This is a genomic window from Bacillus cereus group sp. BfR-BA-01349 (assembly GCF_022663795.1).
Lineage (GTDB): Bacteria > Bacillota > Bacilli > Bacillales > Bacillaceae_G > Bacillus_A > Bacillus_A cereus.
The window spans coordinates 37,023-61,230 of sequence record NZ_JAKUGE010000006.1 but is presented as its reverse complement, the minus strand read 5'-3'; the positions used below and the strand labels follow the sequence as shown (position 1 = coordinate 61,230).

Sequence of the window (24,208 nt, the reverse complement as noted above, 5' to 3'; positions counted from 1 at the left end):
AAATACACTCCTTTTTTTCTCTCAGTCCTTATTTACCCCAACGAAGAGCGACTGCTCCCCATGTTAATCCGCCACCAAAACCAACAAGTATAATTAAATCACCATCTTGAATACGTCCATTTTGCAATTCCTCTACCATTGCAATTGGAATTGAAGAAGCTGATGTATTACCAAACTTTTCAATTGTCATACTCATTTTTTCTTGTGGTAAATTTAATCTCTCTCTTGCAGATTCCATAATACGAATATTCGCTTGATGCGGTACTAAGAAATCCACATCCTCTTTTGTAAGACCAGCCTTATCCAGCACGCGAAGACAAGATTCACCAAGTTGACGAACGGCAAATTTAAAGACTTCTCTGCCATTCATCATAACATACTCGTCTTGATATAGATGCTTACCGCCGCTTCCGTCTGCTCCTAATTCGAAAGATAGAACGCCTCTTCCTTCTGAAACTGCTCCCATTACGATAGCACCGGCTCCGTCTCCAAATAATACCGCTGTATTTCGATCATTCCAGTCTACAATTTTAGATAGCTTATCACTACCAACTACTAATACGTTTTTATAAGTCCCCGTTTGAATAAATTGCTGCGCTGTAATCATTCCGTACATAAAACCAGCGCATGCTGCACCTACATCCATTGCAGCTGCATGTTTCGCTCCAATCGCTTCTTGAATGACACAAGCTACTGCTGGAAACGCACGATCTGGTGTTACTGTCGCCACTAAAATAAGATCGATATCTTCTCCGCTAACCCCTGCATCTTCAAGTGCTTTTTTTGCAGCCTCTACGGCCATATATGAAGTATCTATTGTATCATCGGCAATGCGTCTTTCTGCAATTCCCGTTCTCGTACGAATCCATTCATCGGATGTATCCATTATTTTTTCTAAATCGTGATTTGTGACTACTTTTTCTGGCACATATCTTCCGATCCCTAAAATGCCCACGTTCACATCGCAGCCCTCCGTTTTATATCAATTATTATGACTTGGTACTAATTTTAAAACATAAATGTATTTTTGTCTAGAATATATTTCGCATAAAACAGAAAGCTAACGCATTATTCACGTTATTTTTCATTAAAAGAAACAGAAACATACCTCTCAAATATAAAAAGACTCAAACCCTTCTGTTCACGGTTCGAGCCTCTCTTCCATCTAAAAAGATGCTTTTTATTCTTTATCTGCTTTCCTTCTAAACTAGAGAGTTCTCCTCACTACTTTTCCTTTATCCTCTTCATATCTCTGGTTTTCCCCCAGGCGAGAATAAAAAAGGCCCTGACCGCTTCTATCCACGGTTCGGGCCTCTCTTCCATCTTAAAAAGATGCTTTTTATTCTTTATCTGCTTTCCCAAGCTCATAAGCTTCGTTCATAACTTTCATTAACAACTCTAACACCGGCTGTGCCTTCTCCATATCAAGTGCAATTCCATTATCATCTAAAATTGCCTTTGCTTCCGGTAAATGCTTCATTGCGATTTGTAAAAACTGCATGCTTTTTTCGTTCATATTATGCTCTTCCTCTCCATTAAAACTTTCACATACAATAGTGTAACACGCGTACTACCCTTCGTATAACTCTTTATATTTTTTCATGTGTGCCAGTTGCTTATTTAAACCGTATTCTAACGGAGTATTTCTTTTTATTGAAATTACTTCGATAGCCTCATCTCTTACTTCGTTATTATTTTTATTTACTTTATCATCCGCGCGTAAAAGATTCATACCTTTTTCCCATAATGACTGTTTACCACTAAGTAAATTGTATATACCAAGATGCGCCCCGTTCGTTCCATGTTCCCATAAGTATTCACATACATCTTCAACGTAAAGTAAATCATTCCCCTTTTCCTCAATCGTACAACGCCACTCTTTTTCAACTAATTCTGATAAAATAAGCTGATGAAACATCATAAAGGACGGTTGCCACGGTCCATATAATGTTGGAACTCGAAATACACTATATTGTAAATTCCCTTTTTTCAATCCTTCTTCTACTTTCAAAAATAGGCGCTTATTTTCGGATTCATCTGTACTGCCTACTTCAATAGAAGAAATTAAATTTAACTTCACTTTTTGTTCTTCACACATTCTTATAATTCGCTTTAAATATTGTAATATGACTCTTTCATTCCGAAATCCACTTTGCTGATTTGGCTCATATAAGCAAAAATAAACAGTATCGAATCTCTCTTCCTCAACCGATCTCCATCCATCTTCATCTCTTATCGAATAATACGTAAATAACGCATTTCGCCCAATTAATAATAACTTCTCTTCATTAATTTTGGTCATACTATCGAATTCATCAAAATCAAGACCATAGACTTCCACTTCTTCTGCAATCATTTTATTTACAAGGTGATAACCTACAAACGTAAGTGCACCTATTATCAGCACGCGTTCCATACCACCAACCCTTTCCCTCTGAAACAAATAGCTCCTCATTTATGTATATGGGAGCTTCATAATTCTTCTTCATATTTTTTAAAGAAATCAGTCGTTTGCCTAACCATTTTATATTTCACATCTTGCAGATGGAACAAGACAGAAGTATCACATTGATTTAGTTGCCTCATTTTCTCATATCTACGCAACTGCTGTTTTCTTCCTCTTTTTTCTTGTGTTGATACGAAAATTTTAACAGGTACACAAGATGGAAGAAGCGTAAATGATTTCTTATTTATTTTTGATTCTACTTCTTCTTCTTTGGCATCATACGCCAAACTTAATTCCTTCACGAGTCTCTTGTAAAAAAATTTATGCTCTTTCTCAAAACTTACATATTCCGGTAAATCTAAACACGGATTTAGCATAACAACAGAACGAATACATTCAGGATATTTGTTCATCATTTCAAGTGCTACAAGCGCTCCCATACCATCTGCCATAATGTGCATTTTCGCATTTAACGTCTCTTTTCTCAAAACAACATCATATAAACGTTTTGCCAGACGAACAGATTGATCGTTTCCCCAATGTCTTCCGTATAAATTAGAGGAAAAGACCGTGTAGCCTTGTTCAATAAGACCATGTAAAAAATAAGATTTACCCGCATGTTGTGTCCATAAACTTGTACCATTCTCAATAAAGTAGTTATAATCACCGAGGAGCATAACAGAAAATCCATTTGGCTTCTCCGGTAAATAAATGACACATGGTTCTTTTTCTAAGTAAAAAAAACGTTCCGTAATACTCATTTTTCCCCCGCCTTATTTTCTAAACATATAAAAGTACTCTTTTATAATGTATGAACGGAATGCAAATTTGCGTTGAAAAATCTACAAATATTTTTCTATATTCTTTTTTCAATTGTGTTACAATAAGGACAGATTGAACGAATAGAGGTGTAAAATATGCGTTTCATTTGGGCATTAATTTGGTCGTTCTTACTTGTACACATGATGAGCTATGTAATCGGCTCTATGACTGGCGGTACATACGACTTTAACCAAGCGTCTATTTTCTCAGTTGTTCTTGCTGTGTTAGTACTAGCAATTTCAGCTGCAATTCCAAACGAGCCAGTAGAACAACACTAAAAAAAGAGTCCGGATTTTATCCGAACTCTTTTTTATTTTTATTTCACATGAACGACTAATTCGTTATTTTCTACATCAACAACTACGTGACTATTATCAGTAATTGTTCCTGCAATTAATTCTCGTGCTAATTTCGTTTCCACTTGACGCTGTACGTATCGTTTTAATGGACGAGCTCCGTACATTGGGTCGAAACCAGCTTCTACAACAAATTCTTTTGCTGCATCTGATAATTCTACTGTAATGTGACGGTCAGCTAGACGACCTTGTAGTTCTTTTACAATTTTATCAACAATGCCTTTAATTTCATTCGTTGTAAGAGGTTTGAATAAAATAATTTCATCAACACGGTTTAAAAATTCAGGGCGGAAATGTCCTCTTAATTGCCCCATTACAAGGTCTCTTGATTCCTCTTTAATCGAACCATCTTCTTCTAATCCATCTAGTAAATGAGCAGATCCGATATTTGAAGTCATAATAATAACTGTATTTTTAAAATCCACTGTACGACCTTGCGAATCTGTAATGCGTCCATCATCTAACATTTGTAATAAAATGTTGAATACTTCTGGATGTGCTTTTTCAATTTCATCTAATAAAACAACGGAATATGGTTTACGTCTTACCGCTTCTGTTAATTGACCGCCTTCCTCATATCCTACATATCCAGGAGGTGCACCAATTAAGCGTGACACTGCGTGTTTCTCCATATACTCAGACATGTCAATGAGAATCATTTGCTCTTCACTATCAAATAAAGACTGGGCTAACGTTTTTGCAAGTTCTGTTTTACCAACACCTGTTGGTCCTAAGAAGATGAAAGAACCAATCGGGCGGTTCGGATCTTTAATACCAGCGCGAGCACGAAGAACTGCGTCTGACACTAGGCTTACTGCTTCCTCTTGTCCGATAACACGCTCTGATAAGATTTGCTCTAAGCGTAATAATTTCTCGCGTTCACCTTCCACGAGTTTCGCAACAGGAATACCAGTCCAGCGTGAAACAATATCTGCAATTTCTTCTTCACTTACTTCCTCACGTAATAAACGATTTTCTTGTTTATTATGCCCGCCCATTTCTTCCGCTTCTTTTAACTCTTTTTCAATTGCTGGAATTTTCCCGTGACGAAGTTCGGCTGCTTTATTTAAATCGTAATTACCTTCTGCTTCTTCTAATTCACGACGCAGACGTTCTAAATGTTCACGTAAGTCACGAACTTTGTGAATTTCTTCTTTTTCTTTCTCCCATTTCGCTCTCATACCACTTGCAACTTCTTTTAAATCCGATAATTCACGTTGCAATGTTTTTAGACGCTCTTGGCTACCACGATCCGTTTCTTTTCCAAGAGCCGCTTCTTCAATTTCCAGCTGCATAATGCGGCGCGTTACTTCATCTAATTCTGTCGGCATAGAATCAATTTCTGTACGAATTGTTGCACATGCTTCGTCAACAAGGTCAATTGCTTTATCAGGTAAGAAGCGATCTGAAATATATCGATCTGATAAAACTGACGCTGCTACAATCGCACGGTCATGAATATTTACACCGTGATAAATTTCAAAGCGTTCTTTTAATCCACGTAAAATTGAGATTGTATCTTCAACAGTTGGTTCTTCTGCTAATACTTGTTGGAAACGTCTTTCTAGCGCTGGATCTTTTTCAATATATTTGCGATATTCATCTAGTGTTGTGGCTCCAATACAATGCAGTTCACCACGTGCAAGCATCGGTTTTAACATATTTCCTGCATCCATGGCTCCTTCTGTTTTACCAGCTCCAACTATTGTATGAAGTTCATCAATGAATAATAAAATGCGGCCCTCACTCTTTTTAATTTCATTTAATACAGCTTGCAGACGCTCTTCGAACTCACCACGGAATTTCGCACCTGCTACGAGCGCACTCATATCTAACGCAAAAATCGTTCTATCTTTCAATCCTTCAGGTACATCTTTTTTCACAATACGCTGTGCTAGCCCTTCAACGATTGCTGTTTTACCAACACCTGGCTCCCCAATTAAAACAGGATTGTTTTTCGTTTTACGTGAAAGAATACGAATTACACGTCGTATTTCACTATCACGGCCGATTACAGGATCGATTTTCCCTGCTCTCACTTCCGCCACTAAATCACGGCCATATTTTTCTAACGCTTCATAAGTTGCTTCTGGATTTTGACTAGTCGCTCTTTGATTCCCCCGAACTGTCATTAAAGACTGTAATAAGTTATCTTTCGTAATATACAATCTTGTAAATAATTGATTTATATCGCCTTTTTCTTCAGAAAAAGCAAGCAATACATGTTCTACTGAAATGTAATCATCCTGCAGTTTTTCTGCTTCTTTCCCTGCTCTTACAAGCAGTTGTTGCAGAGCGCTCGTTACATACAATTTTCCAACTTCTGCACCGCTCCCCGTTACAGAAGGTTTCTTTTTAATTAAACTTTCAGCACCTTGCTTTAATGCTTCTATATCAACATTCATTTTTTGAAATATACGTACTGCTAATCCATCTTGCTCTTCTAATAATGCAAGTAATAGATGAACAGTATCCACCTCTTGGTGATGATGAGATACCGCTAAAGATTGGGCACTCATAATCGCCTCTTGTGTTTTTGTTGTCATTTGATTTAAGTCCATCTTTACAGCCCTCCAAAAGTTTGACTTTCTTTGACCTTTTATTTGATTATACGCCAACTGACTTTTTTATACAATAATTTTGCCTATGTATTTTCAAACTTATTATTTGAAAAAGAAAAAGAGAGCATTCATTATACTGCTAAAAATACGGTAAATGAAATTACAATGTGTAACGACAAAAAAGCCGCAATAATGATTGCGGCTTCTGTTACGGTTTTCTTTTATATGTCCACTGGCGGTTATGATTCGTGTTATCCGGAAACTTTTCACCGGCAGTTAATTTCACCATTTGCGGATCTTTCACCATACTTCCCGTTTCACCAATTTCTACGTAAATGCCATCATTCGGCGCTTTTTGTCCAGAACGAAACCTGCGATTTTGTCCCATCTTCATTCTCCTTCCATGACGTCTTGCCTCATTAGTATATCCATTTTAAAAGAAAGCTTTTCTGTCATGTTTAGGAAACAGTACTACATCTCATTCTTGTACATATATATGAATGACACAAGCGTAAGCAGGGATTTCTTTCTTACTTGTAGAAAAAAAAGAAACCAACCTACCCTAGGCTAGTTTCAAAGGAGAGTCAAACATATACGAGAAGATTACATGTTCATTGTATGTCTCATCACACGAGCAATGTAACCCTTTTCACAATTTGTACATAATGAAAGAAACATTGTTTGAACTTTCTAAAAAGATGTTGACTTTTCTTAATTTCCAACGATAAATAGTAGACACCACAGCACTTTGAGACGTAAGATGGATATATAGTGAAATTTCCATCTATGGTGATTTCACCGAGTCTAACCTCTTATTTCTGCATATTAAAAACGGAAATACAGATAGATACAAAAAAATTATTATAAGAGGTGAAATTATGAACAAACAACATTTAATCGCATTAGACTTAGACGGCACTTTATTAACAGACAACAAAATAATTTCCACTCGAACGAAACATACAATTGCAAAAGCAAAGGAACAGGGACATATTGTTGTTATTTCAACAGGACGTCCATTCCGTGCTAGTTATGATTACTATAAAGAACTTGATCTTAACACACCTATTGTAAACTTTAACGGCGCTTACGTACATCATCCTCTTGATTCAAACTGGGGAACACATCACTCTCCTCTTGAGCTAGCAACAGCGCAAGAAATTGTCCGAGCTTGCTTTGATTTTGGCGTAAAAAATATATACGCGGAAGTAATGGACGATGTGTATGTTCGTGAAATTGATGAAGATAAAAAACATATTTTCGAATTCGGCTCTCCTAAGATTTTTACGGGAGACTTATTAAATATTTTAAACGATCATCCAACTTGCTTATTAATTGACGCACATGACGAGCATTCTACTGCAATTCGTCAACATTTAACCGATATGCACGCGGAAGTAATCGACCATAGAAAATGGGGCGCACCTTGGCCAATTATTGAAATTGTGAAAAGCGGATTAAATAAAGCGGTTGGATTACAAAAAATTTCTAGTCATTACAACATTCCACAAGAGCGAATTATTGCTTTCGGTGATGAAGATAATGATTTTGAAATGATTGAATTCGCTGGTCACGGCATCGCAATGGGAAATGCCATCCCTGAATTAAAATCACTCGCAAACCATACGACGTTAACGAACGAAGAAGATGGTATTGCTTTATATTTAGAAGAGGTTCTTGGGTTGTAATCTAAAAATTCCCTACTTATAGTTTCCTGCCAAATGTCCATACTATAAGTAGACGCATGAGACATTGCGTCGATTGTTTTCAGCTAAATAAAGGGGGTTTTTCGAATGGGTAAAAAGAACAAATCAAAACGTTTTATCCAACAAGGAGCCGATACTGTTATGAAGCATGATGCAAGATTCCCGTACAGAGGTACATTAGCTGAGGCAGAAAAAGCAAGAAGTAACTCTTGTTTTGGAGGGGTTTAAATGGGGAACTTACTATTCCAACAAGCTAGAGATGCTGTTGAAAATGCCGTATCTTGTTCAAGCGGTACTGAGCAACAAGATCTCGTGTATAGAGCAAAAAATGCTTTGCAATCCGCTTACGCAAACTCTTCAACTGCTGAAAAAGTTCAGCTCCGTGAAATGCAAGAGCAATTGCAAAACATCACGAATTTACATTAAAAAAGAGGACCAACTTTGGTCCTCTTTAATCTTTCCGAAACAATCCGAACACCCCAACTGTTTGCAGTATATTTGTAAATGCACCTGGGTCCACTTGTTTAATAATCCTCTCTAATTCGTATAACTCGTAACGGGTAATAACCATCATTAACATTTCTTTATTTTCATTCGTATAAGCACCTGTTGCTGGTATCGTTGTAATCCCTCTTACTAATCGCGAGTGAATCGCCTTTCTTACGTCTGTCCCATTCTTCGTAACAATTAATGCTGTAATCTTTACATGACGAGTATGAATTGCATCAATAATTCTCGTTGATACATATAAAGTCACTAGCGTATACAACGCTTTTTCCCATCCATATACATAGCCAGCAGCGATAATGATAATTGCATTAAAAAAGAAAAAGTATGTACCGACAGGCTTATCTTTTATTTTTGATAAAATCATGGCGATAATATCTAATCCACCTGTAGAAGCACCCCACTTTAAAGCAATCCCTACTCCAATTGCCGAAATAATCCCGCCAAAAATCGCATTTAATATGATATCATTCGAAACCGCTCTAACAGGGATGATTTCTAGAAACAGAGTCATAAATATAACACAAAGAAAACTAAAAAAGGTGAAGGCCTTTCCAACCTTTTTCCACGCTAAAATAACGACAGGAATATTAAATAAGCTAAATAATACTCCCGTAGATATGTGAATCGATAAAAAATCACCTAATATTTGCGATAATAATTGAGACAATCCAGCAAAGCCGCTCGCATACACTTTTGCTGGCGTTAAAAATAAATTCATCCCAATCGCGTTTAATAAACCTGCGATGATTACAACGATTAACTTCTTTATAAGTTCAGTATAATTCAACTTCAAATCCATTTGGAATCCACCTTTACCCTTCATAAATGCACCGCTATACATAGTCTTTACGAAAAAGGAAATGATAAACGTACAACGTTTAGAAATGGAGTTGATACATATGCCACATACGAGTGATAACGACAAAAAAGCACGCGATAATAACGCAAAACGCACACAAAAAAATGAGCAAGAGCAAAAAAATATTCAGCAAGGTAAACGTGCATACTCTAAAAAGACCGATCACCTTTGATTCCATCGTACATCAACAATTATGTTGATGTACTTTTTTACATTTTAAAGGAAAAAAACATTAAAAATTCACTTCATGTTCACTTCTATATTCTACAATAGCGATAACATATTCGGATGAGGTGTTGGCATGAGAGGGAAACATATTTTCATTATTACTGCACTAATAAGTATATTGATGTTATCTGCTTGCGGACAAAAAAACGGCTCAGCTACAGTCGCTACAGCAACAGACTCGACCATTACAAAGGATAACTTCGAAAAACAATTGAAAGATCGTTACGGAAAAGACATGCTATACGAAATGATGGCACAAGACGTCATCACAAAAAAATATAAAGTATCTGATGAAGAGGTAAATAAAGAAGTAGAAAAAGTAAAAAAACAATATGGAGATCAATTCAAAAAAGTATTAGAAAATAATGGTTTAAAAGATGAAGAGGATTTTAAAAATCAAATTAAGTTCAAACTTGCTATGAATGAAGCGATTAAGAAAAGCATTACAGAGAAAGACGTAAACGACCACTATAAGCCAGAAATTAAAGCGAGTCACATTTTAGTAAGTGACGAAAATGAAGCGAAAGAAATAAAGAGTAAACTAGATGCTGGTGCTTCATTTGAAGAATTAGCAAAACAAGAATCACAAGATCTACTATCAAAAGATAAAGGCGGAGACCTTGGATACTTCAATTCAGGTACAATGGCTCCTGAATTCGAAACGGCTGCCTACAAACTAAATGTTGGACAAATTAGCAACCCCGTAAAATCATCAAACGGTTATCACGTTATTAAATTAACTGATAAAAAAGATTTAAAACCTTACGATGAAGTAAAAAACTCTATTCGCAAAAACTTAGAGGAAGAACGTACTGCTGATCCTGTATTCAGCAAAAAATTGTTACAAGAGGAATTAAAAAAGGCAAATATTAAAATAAATGATAGTGATTTGAAAGATACATTTACTCTTGTTTCTCCGCAAGGAAATTAAAAAAAGCACAACCTTATTTTTTTAGATAAGGTTGTGCTTTTTAATCTTTTATCTTATTTCTTAAAGTAAGTCCAACCTTCTTCTTGGTAAACCTTTTCTTCTTTCATCAACTTACCAAGTGCACGCTTAAATGCAGCTTTACTCATGTTAAAGCGTTCTTTAATATCTTCTGGATGGCTCTTATCCCAAAACGGCATTGCTCCGCCTCGTTCTTCCATATAATATGCATAAATTACTGCAGCATCGTCTTCCATTCCTTCTTCTTTACGAGGAAGAAGTGAAATGTTAATTGTACCGTCATCTTTTACGTCAATAATACGGCCTGTTACACGCTGACCGATGCGGACTTGTTCTTTTCTTTCTGTATGGTGTAAGAAAGCACGGAAATGTTCATCTGTTAAAACGAATGAACCTACTTGAAGCGAACGATATACACGTCCATTTACGTTTTTATTACGCATAGATGGCGTTGCATCTACGATAATTTCTTGCATATCACTGTCTCTTGCCGGAAGAGCAATTAAACGATCACGATTCGTTAATTTTAACGTACAATATAATTCGTCGCCTACTTCTGGCCATACTGGCATATAAATCGGGAACTCATCAGCTGGAATTAGTATATCTTTTGACACACCAATATCAACAAACACACCTAAACTAGGAATAACTTCTACAACCTTTACCCAGTTCCAATCATAAGTTGTAATAATTGGTTCCTTCATTGTTGCTGAAATACGATTTTGGTGATCAAGGTATAAGAATACATCAATCGTATCGCCTTCTTCAATTTCTCCAGCTACTTCGTTTTTATGTAGGAAAATTTCTTCTTCTTCATTCCCAACCATATATCCGATTTCCGTTTCGCGTAAAACAGTTACCTGTTCAATCGATCCTATTTGCAAATACATATTTTTTAATTCCCTTCTATATATATAAAATTATCTTTTTTATCATTCCAAACAAAAGTTAATTATAACATGATTTTTCCTATATTTGTCCAACTGCCCAAAATTCACTATAATAAAATGAGGTTACATGAATATAAGTACGAAAACACTTAAGTCTAGACTCGTTTTCAGATATACTTTAGTATGTACAGTACATAACAAGATTAGAAATTTATTTGGAGGTGCTAACTATGGCAAAAGATAGTTCTTTTGACATCGTTTCGAAAGTAGAATTACCTGAAGTAACAAACGCAATTAACATCGCATTAAAAGAAATCCAAAACCGATATGACTTTAAAGGAAGTAAAAGTGATATTAAATTAGAAAAAGAAGTACTTGTTTTAACTTCTGATGACGAGTTTAAATTAGAGCAAGTAAAAGACGTTCTTATCTCTAAACTTGTAAAACGTAACGTTCCAATTAAGAACTTAGATTACGGAAAAGTTGAAGCTGCAACTGGCAACACTGTTCGCCAACGCGCAACACTTCAACAAGGTATCGATAAAGATAACGCGAAAAAAATTAACAACATCATTAAAGAAATGAAATTAAAAGTAAAAACACAAGTACAAGATGATCAAGTACGTGTTACAGCAAAAAGCCGTGATGACTTACAAGCAGTAATCGCAGCTGTTCGTAGCGCTGATTTACCAATCGACGTACAGTTCATTAACTACCGCTAAAAAGAAAACTCCTCTTAATTAGAGGAGTTTTCTTTTTTGTCTTGTAGAGACAATATTACGAGAACAAACTATAGAAAAAGGTATATGCGGTGAAAATTGCTAAGTGAACAGGGTCTAACCATACGCATACTTTACAAGTGACCGTATGATTAAACTAGGCCTTATTGTAGAATTTGTTTTATACATGTATTTAGCAGACCTTATTGAAAATAAGAAAAAGACACCTCAAGACGTTTCCCCCTTCGATTTGAATTACTTTTCTTAGTAACTACACCCTAGACCAAAGTCATCTTAAAAATCGCTGTAACTCATAATTCCTCCCCCGCCAAAACGTAACAATTTATGAGTATAAGAATATTTCCCAACCTTTAATGTAATGTAAAATTAATAAGGAACTTAAAAAATGTTAATTAAAAAGAGTTAGAAGTGGTTATATGAAGAAATTAATACTCTGGTTTTTATTGGCCACATTCTCCCTAAATACTGTAGGATGTTCTAATAATGCGAATTCACTAACGGATAAGTCTAACTGTATCAACAAAGCTTGGTACAAAAAAACTATGTCATGTAATCATTTAAAAAAACATTAAATAGTTAATGATAAAGGTCTAAAGAAAAGACACCCCAAAGTGCCTTCCTCCGACTTGAACCAATAATATTCGGATGGATTTAAAAAGAAGCATACATCGTTAATAAAGATGCAGACTTCAAAATAAAAAGTACACTAAGTAAACTCTTATTCAAAAATTTATATTAAACACTAATATTTTAGAAGAAAGTTTATAAGTTTAGAACCTACAGGGATTTTCCCTGTAGGTTCTATTATATTTCAAGTAATCCCCAAATGAATTATGAGTGGCTTTTTTCATTTTGGTTTTCAAAATATTTTTCTTTAACCATTTTTATCAGATTTTCTTTTTCTGTTAGTTCAAATATAAATAATGCTTTTTTCATGTTATTTGCAATATCTTCTTCATTCTGTTGTTTAAATCTTAATAAATTCCATCCCTTTAAATAGTAAAGTTCACCTAATAAGTATAAAGTATTTAGATTAATAGCTAATTTGATTCCTTTATCAATGTATTTTACCGCCTCTTCATATTGATAGGTCATACCTAAACATTTCGCTAAATTAAAAATGATTTTTAATTTAATCGCTTTATCTCTCGGAAAATCTAACTTATTAAAATTAGTTAAACACCTTCTTAATATAGTAATACTTTTATCATATTCTTTATTTTCCGCATAAAATATAGACATTGTCTGCATAATATCTATTTCTCTTTCTGATAAAAAATCAACATTGGTTAAAGTTAGTTTTAATGCATTATTTAAAAGCTTTAAAGCAGTTTTTATGGATCTGTTCGCCTCAAATATAGCAATTGCTTCATGCCATAGGAGAAATTGTTTATCTTCTTTTGCCTGGAAATTCTTTTCATCTTTCTCTTTTTTCACGATTTCATAAAGTTCATTATATTGTTTTTGCTTTAAGCAATCTTTTATTACGCATTTTACATTTTCTACATATTTTAGTTTTTTGTTTTGAGTTAATGCAAATATATTATTTGGGTCAATACCAAGTCTTTCTGATAATTGATATAACAATATACTAGATGGATAAATCACACCTTTTTCTATTTTGCTAATTTGACTTTGCGAACATATTCCATGACATAATTCGGATTGTGATATATTTTTTTTAATTCTAAGCTCTTTAATGGTAATACCCAAATCGTAAAACTCCATTTGCTCACCTACTATTTAGCACTATATTAGTATAAGAGTATTCTCTAACTTTTAATGTAATGTAAAATTAATATAGTTGCAATTATTGTTTGTTTCAAAGGTCTTCCTCTATCCGTATGAACACAAAAACAGGTTAGAAAGAAGACTTTTTCTCCCTAACCTGAAATCCCCCTCTCATTAGAGAAGTTTTCATTTTCGCATCGTTTCTCTTAAGAAATTTCATATCAACAGAACAAACACTATTGCCCCGCCGAACAAACTTACAAATACAATAAGAAGACATGAACATAGAACGAGCAACTTCTCATCTACGTTTCCTTTTAACTGCAATTAAAAACGCAATAAATAATACATTTACACCAACGATTAAGGAGATAAATAACCAATTCACACCTGTTTCGCCGTTAACTTTATACACGTTTGATTCTTCACGCTTTAAAACGAGATAAAATTTCCCGTTTTCTTCTCTTATAATTTCATCCTGTAACAATCCTCTTAACTCTTGTTTTTCACCAATTGCACTTGCAGGTAAGGAGACTTTTTGTGTTTCTTTCGTATTATTAATTGCTACTAAAGTTACTTCATCTTTATATTTTCGTTTTAGTATGCTCATCCCGCTCTTATCATACAGAAGCTCAAACGTACCGCGTCGTAAAGACGGTCTCGCCTGCCTAAGTTCACCTAGTTTTGCTATGTGTTGCATAAACTTTTCGTCTGACTTAAAATCCATTAATCGTCTATTATCGGGTACACTTCCTCCATCTAATGCAATTTCAGTTCCGTAATAAAAATTCGGAATTCCAGGTGATGTTAACAAATAAGTAAGCGCCAGTTTTAAACGTGATGGCGGATAATACATATGTTCTTTTGCAATACGCGCATATCTTTTTGTTTCTTGATTATCTAAGAACGTAACAAATTCTCCTTCTTTTTTACTCACATCGTATAACGATTTCACCGATACATCTGCTTTAGAAAACGACTCTACTATTTTTTCGTTGTATTCGCTATCCTCCTTTGTCATAATACGAAAATCTTTCTTTATCACTTGCATATCTTTTTGCGCGTTATCCCAAAAGGAACGCGGCTTTTTTTCACTATGTATAACATAACTTCCGTCTAAATCAACTTCTTTTATCCACCATTTCATTGCGTTAATTACCTGTTGTTTGTTTTCTCCAAGCGGAAATTGAAATACAACTTTCATTCCTTTTGCATGAACTTCTTTTACAAGTTCTTTCACATCATTGTCTGTCCCGAAATGTTCATTTACCTTTTTAAAATTTCGCACGTCTAATCCATCGTACTTTCCACTTTCAAAAAGTGGTGAAAGCATAACGGTAGTAAAACCCATTTCTTTTATGTAATCCAACCTTTTTATAATTCCTCTTATATCCCCTCCTTGATACCCTTCTAAATTACCAACTTCTAACTGTTTGTCATTTTTCGGTTCTCCATTATTGAAGCGATCAATCATAATGGAGTATATAACTTCATCTCGCCACTCTCTTTTTTCGTCTGCAAAAGTATGTATTGGTACAAACAAAACAATAGCTAAGCAAAAACAAATGAATAGTTTCCTAGTCCGTATTTTTCCCACACGCATCCCCCAAGTTTTTTAATTGTAAGAATATTATACCAATTATCCGAATGAAACGCATATGTCGATTTTAATCCTCACAAAATAATTCATGTTAGGTTTCATGACATCATTCATATAATTTTCTGAATTTTTAGTTTATTTTTAGTTTAATTTCGAATATGATATGAAACATAACAAATAGATGTTATTTTTTCTAACATTACAGGAGGAGAGATCATGGATATGGGAGATACAGTTTTTATGTTTGTAACGACAGTAATGGTCATGTTGATGACACCAGGATTGGCACTTTTTTATGGAGGTATGGTTCGCAGCAAAAATGTACTCAGCACAACGATGCATAGTTATAGCGCAATGGCTATCGTTTCGATTCAATGGATTGTTATCGGCTATTCTTTATCATTCGGACCAGATTGGCACGGGCTTATCGGTACACTTGATTGGTTCGGTCTAAACGGAGTTACCTACGCACCAAATCCAGACTACTCCTCTACTATTCCTCACAATTTATTCATGATGTTTCAACTCATGTTCGCCATTTTAACTCCAGCTTTAATTTCAGGTGCATTTGCTGAAAGAATGCGATTTTCTGCCTTTCTTATTTTTATCCTTCTATGGACAACGATCGTTTACAATCCTGTCGCTCATTGGGTATGGGGCGTCGGCGGGTGGCTAAGGGAACTTGGTGCACTCGACTTCGCTGGCGGAAACGTCGTTCACATCACTTCTGGAGTTGCCGGTCTTGTATTAGCTATTTTCCTTGGAAAACGAAAAAACATAAATGGTTCTTCTCCTCACCATTTGCCATTTACAATGTTAGGAGCAGGTTTATTATGGTTTGGCTGGTTCGGTTTTAACGTCGGCAGCGCATTATCCTTAAACGACGTAGCGTTAACTGCATTTATTAATACAAATATAGCCGCCGCTGCCGCCGCTCTAACTTGGATGCTTTCTGAATGGTTCTTCCAATCAAAACCAACCGCAATGGGAGCTGCTTGCGGAGTTGTTTCTGGTCTAGTCGCTATTACACCAGCTTGCGGGTTCGTTACACCTTTCTCCGCCCTTCTTATCGGAGCAATTGGTGGCATATTATGCTTTGGCGCCGTTTTCTTCTTAAAAACAAAATTTGGGTATGACGATACACTTGATGCCTTTGGATGCCACGGCATCGGAGGAACTTGGGGCGGTATTGCAACAGGACTATTTGCAACTACTACCGTAAACGGGGATGGTGCGAACGGATTGTTTTACGGAAACGCCGCGTTACTGTTTAAACAACTTATAGCGATTGGCGCAACATATGCATTCACAATCATCATGACGTATGCCATTATTAAAGCGATCAACTTCTTCCTCCCTGTTCGAGTAGATGAATATGAAGAACACATGGGTCTTGATATTTCAATGCATGGTGAGAAGGCTTATGAACATGCAGAGCGAGCAAACTAAAAAAGAGATGCAATCTATCGATAGTAGATTGCATCTCTTTTTAATATACTGTCAGGAATATATCGACGTTCCGACACAGGATACCTATTTACCAACAAATTCCAACATGAAGAAGATGAAAAATACCCCGGCATAAATTTACACACAAAAAAGACGACCGAAGCCCGGTCGTCTTTTCCTATTTATTTCGGAGCATCTCCTACATATTGCGTAATATCAACATTTAATGCCTGCGCTAAACGCATACCGTATTCTTGATCTGCACGGAAGAAGTTACAAACAGCTAATAATTTTGTGCGTTCATTTACGTCTTTTAGATCATTTGTTAAGTTTGCAATTAAGTTATCTTGCTCTTCTTTAGAGAATGAACGGTAACGCTCACCTGCTTGTTTGAAGTCATTTGGTTTCTCGATTTTTTCACGAGATACATAACCTTCTACTTTCATAGTTGAATCGCGGTAAGCTTTGTCTTCAACCGGATTCTCTGCATGACGGCTCGGTTCGTAGTTGATTGTAGATGGGTTTTGATTTACTTGCATCGCACCATCACGTTGTTGATTCTGAACAGCTGCGTATGGGCAGTTTACAGGAATTTGTAAGTAATTTGCACCAAGACGATAACGCTGTGTATCTGGGTAAGAGAATAAACGACCTTGTAATAATTTATCTTCCGATGGCTCAATACCATTTACAGTTGCACTTGGAGAGAACGCTACTTGTTCTACTTCTGCAAAGAAGTTTTTCGGATTACGATTTAACGTCATTGTCCCTACTTCCATTAATGGGAAGCGATCTTCTGGCCATACTTTCGTTGGATCTAGTGGATCAAAGTCTAAAGAATCCATTTCATCTAATTGCATAACTTGTACGTGTAAATCCCATTTTGGGTAATTTCCTTTCTCGATTGCATCGAACAAGTCACGAGTTGCATGATTGAAGTCTTTCCCTTGTACTTCTTGCACTTCTTTCGCATTTAAGTTACGTACACCTTGCTGTGGTTTCCAGTGGTATTTAATATAAACAATTTTACCTTCTTCATTAATCCATTTAAATGAATGGACGCCGAAACCTTCCATTTCACGATAGCTTGCTGGTGTACCGTAATCAGAAAATACCCATGTCATCATATGTGTAGATTCTGGACTTAACGTCATGAAATCCCAATAACGATCTGGCGTTTGAATATTCGTATCAGGTGCTGGTTTTAAGGAATGTACCATATCAGGGAATTTAATTGCATCACGAATGAAGAAAACTGGTAAATGATTACCTACGATATCGTAGTTTCCTTCTTCTGTATAAAATTTAACAGCAAACCCACGTGGGTCACGTGCTGTTTCAGGAGAACCTTGACCATGAATAACCGTTGAAAAACGAACAAATACAGGCGTTTCAGTTCCTTCATTTTGTAAAAATGCTGCTTTCGTATATTGCTTCATACTATTTTTCGTTACGAATACACCGTGAGCACCTGCACCACGTGCATGCACAACACGCTCCGGAATACGTTCACGATCAAAGTGCGCAAGTTTTTCTACTAAATGATAGTCTTCTAATAATACTGGTCCACGACGACCAGCTGTACGAGAATTTTGGTTGTCTCCAACTGGAGCACCTTGGTTTGTTGTTAAGCGATTATTTGGATTCATCTAGGGGGATCCTCCTCTTTCTTTCGTAGTAATCATTATTTATTTAAAATTATTATAAATTAATTATTATTTAAAACTAAATCTTTGTCAACTATTTCCTTCACTTTTTTGGAAACAATTTCAGCCAAACAGTCGATAAATGCAGATTGTGCATTCGGCATATTTGGTCTGAAATATTTGGCATTTAATTCATCCGTTACAACTTTACATTCATAATCGTTGTCATATAAAACTTCTAAATGCTCCGCTACAAAACCAACTGGGCAATATACGAAAGATTCGTACCCATGCTCTTCATATAAATCTTTCGTTAAATCTTGCACATCTGGACCAATCCACGGATCTGGAGTATTCCCAGCACTTTGCCAACCGATTGTATAGTTTTGAATATTTGCAGCTTCTGCAATTAAATCTGCCGTATGCTTTAGTTGTTCTACATATGGGTCTCCTGTTGCAATAATTTTTTCTGGCAAACTATGCGCTGAAAAAATTACGACTGCTTTCTCTTTATTATCAATTTCTGTAAACGTCTCTTTTATTTGGTCTGCCCAATACGAAATAAATTTCGGTTCATCATACCATTGTTCAATTGGTTCAATAACAGGACCACCAATTTCTTGCGAAAGACGAATAGCACGGTCATTATACGCTTTAATGCTAAATGTAGAGTAATGTGGCGCTAATACGATACTAATCGCTTGCTCAATCCCATCACGCTTCATTTCTTCTACCGCATCTTCTATAAATGGTGCAATATGTTTTAAACCTAAGTAACAAGTAAATTCATACTCTGTAAATATGTTATTCATTGAATCTGTTAATTTATGCGCCTGTTCTTTCGTAATTTTTGCAAGCGGCGAAATTCCACCAATCGCTTTATAGCGCTCGATTAAATCTTGGAGTGCCTCTTTGGAAGGTTTACGACCGTGGCGAATATGTGTGTAGTACGCTTCTACATCATCTAATGATTCTGGCGTTCCATACGCCATTACGAGTAAACCTATTTTTTTCTTTGGCATCTATATAACACCTCAATTTTATAAATGAGAATCTTTTTCAAGAACATTTGTTTCCAATTATAACAAACAATAATAAGTACGTAAAGATAATTATTCTAAATAAGTATTTTTTCTAATATGATTTTAAATTTCATTTGACAATTTCTTTAATAAAAAGCGACTTACATAAAAGTAAGTCGCTTTTCCCTTATTCCCTAATATTTACCCCATACTCTTTAAACCAAACGTGAATTTGTGCTAAATGAGCTAAAAGTTGAGGACCTGTCATTAATTGCCCGAACCAAGGTGATTGAAATGCACTGCCGCCAGACTGAATCAATCCGCTCAACTGCTCTTTATCAAATAGTTCGTGTAAAATTGAACCTTTATCTGTTAATAAATCTTGTAGCCATACTGTGACTGCTTTCGTATAGTGCGGATTATGCGTTTTCGGATAAGGACTCTTCTTTCTATATAAGATGTCATGTGGAAGCACATCTTCTAACGCTTTACGTAATAGACCTTTTTCGCGGTTTTTATACATTTTCATTTCCCAAGGAATATTCCACGCATATTCGACAAGACGATGATCCGCAAATGGAACACGTACTTCTAAGCTTGCCCCCATACTCATGCGGTCTTTTCTGTCTAATAATGTTGTCATAAACCATACCATATTTAAATAAAATAATTGGCGTCTTTTCGCTTCTAGCGGACTTTCTCCCTCTAAAATAGGAACTTCTTGAATCGACTCTTCATAGCGCCTTTGTACATATTGTTGTAAATTTAATTTATTTCTCCATTCTTTTTTTAGAAGTTGTTCACGCGCTTCTGTAGAGCGCATCCACGGAAATGCACTCGATTGTAGATCATCTTCTCTATAAAACCACGGATATCCACCAAATATTTCATCTGCACATTCTCCAGATAAGCCGACGACAAAATCTTGTTTAATTTCGCGGCAAAACCATAATAATGACGAATCGATATCTGCCATACCAGGCAAATCACGAACGAGTACCGCCTCCGTTAAATACTCTGCTAGTTTTTCATTCGAAATGACGCAACGATGATGGGTTGTTTGAAACGTCTCTGTCATCAAATTAATAAACGGAGCATCTGAATTTGGCTGAAACGCATTCGCTTTAAAGTATTTGTCATTATCTTCGTAATCAATTGAATACGTGTGTAATTGTCCTTTTCCTGATCTCTCGTATTCTTTCGCCGCAATAGCTGTAATAGCGCTCGAATCTACACCACCTGATAAAAAGGTACATAGTGGTACATCAGAAACAAGCTGTCTTGTAATGGCATCTTGTAGTAAAAAGCGCGTTTTCTCTACTGTTTCTTCAAAAGAGTCTTCATGTTTTTTACTTTCTACATTCCAATATCTCCATATACACAAACCGTTCTTTGAAAATGTCATCGCATGACCTGGACGTAATTCTTTTATACCAGCATAAATACCGTGGCCAGGCGTTCTTGACGGTCCGAGTCCGAATATTTCTGATAACCCTTCTAATGTTACTTCCGCCTTCACATCTGGATGCGACAATATCGCTTTTAACTCCGAACCAAATAGTAAGCGTCCGCTATCATATTTATAAAAAAGTGACTTTACACCTAATCGATCTCTCGCAATAAATACTTGTTCTTTCTGTTCGTCCCATACTGCAAACGCATATATACCGTTTAAATGATCGACACATTCTTCTTTCCATTCAATATAAGAAGCTAATAATACTTCTGTATCAGAATGACCTTTGAACGTATACCCTCTTCTTAATAATTCCTTTCGAATGTCTTCTGTGTTATAAAGTTCACCGTTATAGCAAATGGCGTAATTCGTTTCATCTTTTAAACAAGTCATCGGCTGTTTACCGCCCTCAGGGTCTACAACGATTAACCGTTTATGCCCAAATGCGACATTTCCTTTAATCCAAACTTTATTATCATCCGGCCCCCGCTTCGCTAACGTCTCAGCCATCTTCGTAACGACATCTCTTTCTCCTTCTAATGAGTGTTTATAATCCACCCATCCTGTAATCCCGCACATATAAATCATCCTTCCATCTTATTTCTTTTCTTGAACGTGCAGTAATCCCCACCCTAAGAGTGCGGATCAAAAAATGAAAAACTTGACGATAACCTACTATCCACATATGGAATAGCATTCTCACTCAGTAAAACGTGTTTTATTGTATGCCCACCTATGTCTAGATGTGTCTAGTTATAAAGAACGCACGAACTGTCTATAACAGGAATAACTACTTTTCATAAAGGAGAAATCGTATATGATACAACGTAAACATATTTTATATAACCAGCCCCGTGCTCATACAGTCGGTAATGTAGAATATATAAACAATGAATGGGTATTCTTTGATGATGAAAATGATGAAGCGTTTCTATTAGAAGATATTGCCGAAGATGGGTTTGAAATTTTGTATAATAACAATTGGTTACCAGCCCGTTTCTATGAACAAGATGTATTACAAATCGCCAACGAGCAACACCATTTGCAAAATGGTGAAATGGTACGTATTCGAAAAAAGTTACTTCTTAGCTATAATGAATGGCTCGAGGAATTACCTGACTCTGTCTTCACATTATTAACTGAATCATTGCAATCACTTCACTACTCTTTATATGATTGCATGTATTGTCATAATTATTTATCTTTCTTACCGAAAGAGGAGTCACGCGAAGGAGTAAATATTCTTTTGTTTGATAACGAAGAAATGATCTGTACACTGCAACACCATTTCGTCCGTCACACTACGTCAAATAAAAATATGTTCCGTTTTACGAAAGTAAATGGAGAAGAGTTGCATATCGATGCGACATAAAAAATAAAAACCACCTTATCTCCCAAGTCTTTGAGATTATAAGGTGGTTTTATTTTTATTTGAATACGTACCAGCCAAGTGGCAATTTCAGTCCTAAGTATAATACTGCTACTAGCGCAACAATAAATAAGCCCCAAACCGCCCCTGTTGGTTTGTTTTTGCTCATTTTTACAAGAACCATTTCCATTCCGCCGATAACTAAAATACCAGCTAACATTTTCAGGCCGTACCACATGTGCATGCTACCTGTTGCTGTCTTCACAATACTCATGTACAACATGAAGCCTGTCACAATAATGATGATATACATTAGGCGAAGCCCCATATGTACACCTTTACCTTTTCTTCCTGCTGAATAAAGTGAATACGCAACGAAGAATAAAATTAAACCTAACGCCCATGCTGTAATATGCATATGTACCATCGTATCCCTTACCTCCTCTTTTCACACTTTTTCACTCTATATGATAACATGTTCATTTATTTTCAGGAAATGTTTCGCTTTTTTACATTTAAATGATATAATATTTAGAGTATTTACAAACTTCTTGTAATAACAAAAGGGGGAACAATCATGATTCAAACTAAGGATATTATCGAACTTACAGACACATATGGAGCAAATAACTATCACCCACTTCCAATCGTTATTTCTAAAGCAGAAGGTGTTTGGGTAGAAGATCCTGAAGGAAACCGCTATATGGACTTATTAAGTGCATATTCTGCAGTAAACCAAGGTCATCGTCACCCGAAAATTATTAACGCTTTAATTGACCAAGCAAATCGTGTTACGTTAACTTCTCGTGCTTTCCATAGCGATCAATTAGGTCCTTGGTACGAAAAAGTTGCGAAACTAACTAATAAAGAAATGGTACTTCCAATGAATACAGGTGCTGAAGCTGTTGAAACTGCAATTAAAACAGTTCGTCGCTGGGCTTATGATGTGAAGAAAGTAGAAGCAAACCGCGCTGAAATCATCGTTTGTGAAGATAACTTCCACGGACGTACAATGGGTTCTGTTTCTATGTCTTCAAACGAAGAGTACAAGCGTGGATTCGGTCCAATGCTTCCTGGCATCGTTGTAATTCCTTACGGTGATTTAGAAGCATTAAAAGCCGCAATTACACCAAACACAGCAGCATTCATTTTAGAGCCAATTCAAGGTGAAGCAGGAATTAACATCCCGCCAGCTGGTTACTTAAAAGAAGCTTTTGAAGTATGTAAAAAAGAAAACGTTTTATTCGTAGCAGATGAAATCCAAACAGGCTTAGGCCGTACTGGTAAAGTATTTGCTTGTGACTGGGACGATGTAACTCCTGACATGTACATACTTGGTAAAGCACTTGGTGGCGGCGTGTTCCCGATCTCTTGTGTTGCAGCAAACCGCGATATTTTAGGTGTATTTGAGCCAGGTTCTCACGGTTCTACATTCGGTGGTAACCCACTTGCATGTGCTGTTTCTATCGCAGCTCTTGAAGTGTTAGAAGAAGAAAAATTAACAGAGCGTTCTCTTCAATTAGGAGAAAAATTAGTTGGGCAATTAAAAGAGATTGACAACCCAATGATCACTGAAGTTCGCGGTAAAGGTTTATTCATCGGTATCGAATTAAACGAGCCAGCTCGTCCTTACTGTGAACAACTAAAAGCAGCTGGTCTACTTTGTAAAGAAACACATGAAAACGTAATTCGTATCGCACCACCTCTAGTAATCTCTGAAGAAGATTTAGAGTGGGCATTCCAAAAAATTAAAGCTGTATTATCGTAATGATAGAGAGGTTGTCCGACATGTTGGGACAACCTCTTTCTTTTTATATTCATTTATATTAAGATGAAATTTTAATTTTCTGTATTTTAAAATCGTA

General features: G+C 36.0%; 24 protein-coding genes. 10 read left to right on the top strand and 14 right to left on the bottom strand.

The genetic code is table 11. From position 1 onward, the window contains the following. Positions 1-28: 28 nt before the first annotated feature. From fabH to MR169_RS05445, 4 genes are all read right to left on the bottom strand, one after another. Positions 29-961, bottom strand: a complete 933-nt coding sequence (gene fabH, locus MR169_RS05460) for a beta-ketoacyl-ACP synthase III (RefSeq protein WP_001100533.1) — start codon at positions 959-961, stop codon at positions 29-31. Positions 962-1,339: 378 nt separating this feature from the next. Continuing rightward, entirely contained in the window at positions 1,340-1,516 is a 177-nt protein-coding gene (locus tag MR169_RS05455; RefSeq protein WP_001986215.1) for a ComZ family protein, read from the bottom strand. A 54-nt stretch (positions 1,517-1,570) separates the two neighbouring features. Beyond that, positions 1,571-2,443 carry an NAD-dependent epimerase/dehydratase family protein gene (locus tag MR169_RS05450; RefSeq protein ID WP_002102826.1) on the bottom strand — a complete coding sequence of 291 codons (873 nt, stop codon included), beginning with the start codon at positions 2,441-2,443 and terminating at the stop codon, positions 1,571-1,573. A 29-nt stretch (positions 2,444-2,472) separates the two neighbouring features. Next, complete coding sequence (locus MR169_RS05445) at positions 2,473-3,207, bottom strand: lipase family protein (RefSeq protein WP_000028692.1); 735 nt, start codon at positions 3,205-3,207, stop codon at positions 2,473-2,475. 156 nt (positions 3,208-3,363) lie between these two features. On the opposite strand from MR169_RS05445, the gene MR169_RS05440 reads away from it, so the two are divergent. Beyond that, positions 3,364-3,546 (top strand): YjzD family protein, encoded by a 183-nt coding sequence (locus MR169_RS05440; protein WP_001211116.1) that lies wholly within the window; start codon positions 3,364-3,366, stop codon positions 3,544-3,546. Between the two features lie 38 nt (positions 3,547-3,584). On the opposite strand, the gene clpB is transcribed toward MR169_RS05440, so the two are convergent. Continuing rightward, positions 3,585-6,185, bottom strand: coding sequence for an ATP-dependent chaperone ClpB (gene clpB / locus MR169_RS05435; protein ID WP_242319087.1), 2,601 nt, complete (start codon positions 6,183-6,185; stop codon positions 3,585-3,587). 208 nt (positions 6,186-6,393) lie between these two features. After that, the gene (locus MR169_RS05430) at positions 6,394-6,573 is read right to left on the bottom strand and encodes a YjzC family protein (protein ID WP_000531421.1); all 180 of its coding nucleotides are present in this window, start codon (positions 6,571-6,573) and stop codon (positions 6,394-6,396) included. Positions 6,574-7,063: 490 nt separating this feature from the next. Here MR169_RS05430 and MR169_RS05425 point away from each other — a divergent pair, with 490 nt between their 5' ends. The 3 genes from MR169_RS05425 (at position 7,064) to MR169_RS05415 (ending at position 8,317) form a co-directional block, all read left to right on the top strand. Continuing rightward, a complete protein-coding gene (locus MR169_RS05425) occupies positions 7,064-7,873 on the top strand; it encodes a Cof-type HAD-IIB family hydrolase (protein WP_001041232.1) in 810 nt (269 codons plus the stop codon). Between the two features lie 105 nt (positions 7,874-7,978). After that, positions 7,979-8,119 carry a competence protein gene (locus MR169_RS05420; RefSeq protein WP_242319086.1) on the top strand — a complete coding sequence of 47 codons (141 nt, stop codon included), beginning with the start codon at positions 7,979-7,981 and terminating at the stop codon, positions 8,117-8,119. After that, positions 8,120-8,317 carry a DUF3813 domain-containing protein gene (locus tag MR169_RS05415; protein WP_000527407.1) on the top strand — a complete coding sequence of 66 codons (198 nt, stop codon included), beginning with the start codon at positions 8,120-8,122 and terminating at the stop codon, positions 8,315-8,317. 25 nt (positions 8,318-8,342) lie between these two features. On the opposite strand, the gene MR169_RS05410 is transcribed toward MR169_RS05415, so the two are convergent. Further along, complete coding sequence (locus MR169_RS05410; protein ID WP_000364437.1) at positions 8,343-9,200, bottom strand: YitT family protein; 858 nt, start codon at positions 9,198-9,200, stop codon at positions 8,343-8,345. A gap of 100 nt (positions 9,201-9,300) precedes the next feature. Between MR169_RS05410 and MR169_RS05405 the strand changes: the two genes are divergently transcribed. Together MR169_RS05405 and prsA are read left to right on the top strand one after the other, a co-directional pair. After that, entirely contained in the window at positions 9,301-9,432 is a 132-nt protein-coding gene (locus MR169_RS05405; protein WP_001120851.1) for a DUF3941 domain-containing protein, read from the top strand. A 129-nt stretch (positions 9,433-9,561) separates the two neighbouring features. Continuing rightward, on the top strand, positions 9,562-10,419 hold the full coding sequence (gene prsA, locus MR169_RS05400) for a peptidylprolyl isomerase PrsA (RefSeq protein ID WP_242319085.1): 858 nt from the start codon (positions 9,562-9,564) through the stop codon (positions 10,417-10,419). Between the two features lie 53 nt (positions 10,420-10,472). Here prsA and MR169_RS05395 read toward each other — a convergent pair whose 3' ends face one another. Continuing rightward, positions 10,473-11,330, bottom strand: a complete 858-nt coding sequence (locus MR169_RS05395; RefSeq protein WP_242319084.1) for a CvfB family protein — start codon at positions 11,328-11,330, stop codon at positions 10,473-10,475. A 230-nt stretch (positions 11,331-11,560) separates the two neighbouring features. On the opposite strand from MR169_RS05395, the gene MR169_RS05390 reads away from it, so the two are divergent. Beyond that, positions 11,561-12,052, top strand: coding sequence for a YajQ family cyclic di-GMP-binding protein (locus MR169_RS05390; RefSeq protein ID WP_001040149.1), 492 nt, complete (start codon positions 11,561-11,563; stop codon positions 12,050-12,052). A gap of 849 nt (positions 12,053-12,901) precedes the next feature. On the opposite strand, the gene MR169_RS05385 is transcribed toward MR169_RS05390, so the two are convergent. Further along, entirely contained in the window at positions 12,902-13,798 is an 897-nt protein-coding gene (locus MR169_RS05385; RefSeq protein ID WP_000397894.1) for a helix-turn-helix domain-containing protein, read from the bottom strand. Between the two features lie 304 nt (positions 13,799-14,102). Beyond that, entirely contained in the window at positions 14,103-15,404 is a 1,302-nt protein-coding gene (locus MR169_RS05380; protein WP_242319083.1) for an alpha-amylase family glycosyl hydrolase, read from the bottom strand. Positions 15,405-15,617: 213 nt separating this feature from the next. Between MR169_RS05380 and MR169_RS05375 the strand changes: the two genes are divergently transcribed. Further along, complete coding sequence (locus tag MR169_RS05375; protein ID WP_000367132.1) at positions 15,618-16,850, top strand: ammonium transporter; 1,233 nt, start codon at positions 15,618-15,620, stop codon at positions 16,848-16,850. Between the two features lie 182 nt (positions 16,851-17,032). Here MR169_RS05375 and katB read toward each other — a convergent pair whose 3' ends face one another. The 3 genes from katB to asnB form a co-directional block, all read right to left on the bottom strand. Then, on the bottom strand, positions 17,033-18,499 hold the full coding sequence (katB, locus tag MR169_RS05370) for a catalase KatB (RefSeq protein WP_242319082.1): 1,467 nt from the start codon (positions 18,497-18,499) through the stop codon (positions 17,033-17,035). 59 nt (positions 18,500-18,558) lie between these two features. After that, positions 18,559-19,518, bottom strand: a complete 960-nt coding sequence (gene hemH, locus MR169_RS05365; protein ID WP_001124849.1) for a ferrochelatase — start codon at positions 19,516-19,518, stop codon at positions 18,559-18,561. A 187-nt stretch (positions 19,519-19,705) separates the two neighbouring features. Further along, complete coding sequence (gene asnB / locus MR169_RS05360; RefSeq protein ID WP_242319081.1) at positions 19,706-21,553, bottom strand: asparagine synthase (glutamine-hydrolyzing); 1,848 nt, start codon at positions 21,551-21,553, stop codon at positions 19,706-19,708. Positions 21,554-21,791: 238 nt separating this feature from the next. On the opposite strand from asnB, the gene MR169_RS05355 reads away from it, so the two are divergent. Further along, positions 21,792-22,346: a DUF2777 domain-containing protein gene (locus tag MR169_RS05355; protein ID WP_000616050.1), complete on the top strand. Its 555-nt coding sequence runs from the start codon at positions 21,792-21,794 to the stop codon at positions 22,344-22,346. Between the two features lie 55 nt (positions 22,347-22,401). Here the strand turns inward: MR169_RS05355 and MR169_RS05350 are convergent, their stop codons facing one another. Further along, positions 22,402-22,770 carry a YisL family protein gene (locus tag MR169_RS05350; RefSeq protein WP_000233495.1) on the bottom strand — a complete coding sequence of 123 codons (369 nt, stop codon included), beginning with the start codon at positions 22,768-22,770 and terminating at the stop codon, positions 22,402-22,404. 150 nt (positions 22,771-22,920) lie between these two features. On the opposite strand from MR169_RS05350, the gene rocD reads away from it, so the two are divergent. Then, positions 22,921-24,111, top strand: a complete 1,191-nt coding sequence (rocD, locus tag MR169_RS05345) for an ornithine aminotransferase (RefSeq protein WP_000616657.1) — start codon at positions 22,921-22,923, stop codon at positions 24,109-24,111. Positions 24,112-24,208 lie beyond the last annotated feature (97 nt).